Annotated in this window: 2 protein-coding genes; both read right to left on the reverse strand. The window is 67.0% G+C overall.

Going from position 1 to position 2,000, the window contains the following annotated elements; translation table 11 throughout:
- Positions 1-98: 98 nt before the first annotated feature.
- Positions 99-287 carry a hypothetical protein gene (locus L3K22_RS16580; protein WP_259883870.1) on the reverse strand — a complete coding sequence of 63 codons (189 nt, stop codon included), beginning with the start codon at positions 285-287 and terminating at the stop codon, positions 99-101.
- 289 nt (positions 288-576) lie between these two features.
- A complete protein-coding gene (locus L3K22_RS16585) occupies positions 577-1,647 on the reverse strand; it encodes an IS110 family RNA-guided transposase (protein WP_259883856.1) in 1,071 nt (356 codons plus the stop codon).
- Between the last annotated feature and the right edge of the window lie 353 nt (positions 1,648-2,000).

Raw genomic sequence — 2,000 nt, forward strand, 5'->3', positions numbered from 1 at the left:
ATTGATGGCAGGGCAACAAAGCCATACCCGGCCGAGCGACCAGACCCCGTCCATCGGGGTGCTCACAAGGTAACGGGCATCACGCCGGGCCCGCGCGCTCAGTACGTGATGGTGATCAAGCCGGCGTTGCGCTGGCCCTCGACAGCAGAGCCGTTCCCGGCGAGCGCGGTCGTGCTCCCTGCGACCGCGGTGCCGATGTAGCTGCTCCCGCCTCCGCCGCCCCAGCCTCTGATGCCACCGCCGACGCCGGCCCCGGAGATGTAGGCGTTGGACTCCGCCGCGGTCACCCTCCCGTCGCCGCCGCCGGTTCCCGTGCCGACGCCGGTGCCCGCAGCTCCGTCCAGTCCCCGCCTGATCTGCGTCGTCTCGGAATCCGTGCCGACCGCGAGGGCGACGCTGCCTTGCGCCCCGCCGAGACCCGGGCCGCTGTTCGAACCGGGCTGTCCGACGCGTGCCGGAACCTTCGTACCGGTCTAGGTGTAGTTGGCCATGACGTTGTCGACGTTGGCGTGGAGGCGTGAGGCCGGGGGCTGATCGCCGCAGGCGGTGTGGGGCCGATGGACTCTTCTATGTCTGTCAAGCCGTGGTCGGCGCCGCGTGGAGCGCCTCGAGAGTTCGATAGATCCGCCGGGCGAGGTAGCGCTTGAGGCAGCGTCGGATCTCTTTTGTCGTGCGCCCCTCAGCTCGCCGTCTGTCGACGTAAGCGCGTGTCTCGGGGTCGTGAGCCATTCGGGTGACCGTGGCCATGTGGAGCGCGCGATTGAGCCTTCGATCGCCTCCGCGATTCAGCCTGTGGCGAGTCGTGTTTCCCGACGATGCAGGGATGGGACTCACGCCGGCCAACGCCGCGAAGGCAGCTTCGTCACGCAAGCGCCCACGGTGTGACCATGCTGAATAGGCGACTGCGGCGGTCACGGGCCCGACGCCGATCACGTCCAGCAATGGGGCAGCTTTGCTCTGACGCAGAAGCTCCTCGAGCTGCGAGCGGTTGTCGGCGAGCTCAATGTCGAGAGCACGAACTCGCTTGGCCAGCCGGTGAGCCTCGGCTCGTGCAGCCGCGAGCTCGAGGTCTTCAACTCGAGTGCGCCAAGACGCCACCTCGGTGATCTGCCCGTTTGTCAGCGGCTTCCGCGCATCAAGGCCGAGATCTGCGGTGCGCAACAGGGCGGTGAGAGCGTTGACGCTGGCCGTGCGCTCCGAGCTCATGTTCTCCCGCGCGCTCGTCAGGACGCGTAACGCGGGACGCAAGCCGGCGTCGGAGCGGGGATGGCGTAGCCGGTCGTCTTCCAGCGGCAGTACCGAGGCGCCGATGCGGTGCGCATCGAGGAGATCCGACTTACCAACGCGATGATGTGTCCGAGCATCCATCCTGGCTGCCTCGGCGACTTCGTAGCCAGCGTCGGTCACGACTCGTGCGAGCCGTGCGCCATAGGTAGCGGCGCCTTCGATCACCCATAGAGCGGTCAGGTCCCCGCCAATGAGACGAGAGACCCAGGCCACGGCGCGATTCAGGCCCGCGGACGTCGTCGGGAACTGCTTGGCAGCGATTTGCTCGCCGGTGGCTGCAGTCAGGACCGCGAAACTGTGGTTGCGGGCATGGGTATCCACTCCGATGACGAACGGGCGAGTATGCGCGACGATGGCCATGGCGGTTCGTATTTCCTTCCAAGTCAGGACTGATGACGCGGCCGCTACGGGCCGGCGCGAGCCTGGATGGAAGTCACTTCGGGGCAATACTGTGATGAGTCACGACCTCGCCGAGAGGACGAGGACGGACAGTCTTCTGATCAAGCCATCGGAGTGGGCCGGGCGAGCGCCGGCCACCCCACGCCGGAGCCGGACATGTCCATCGAAACGCACCCGATGGGGGCGAATAGTTGTAAGAGCCACGGCCTCGGCGCGGAAGCAGCACGACGCTCACCCAGTTGAGTCCCGCATAGTGGTGTAGCGCGGTGGCCCCGTGATCGTCTCTGACGAGGACGCGGCCACCGTGTGATCCT

The sequence above is a fragment of the Brachybacterium atlanticum genome, assembly GCF_025669985.1.
GTDB lineage: Bacteria > Actinomycetota > Actinomycetes > Actinomycetales > Dermabacteraceae > Brachybacterium > Brachybacterium conglomeratum.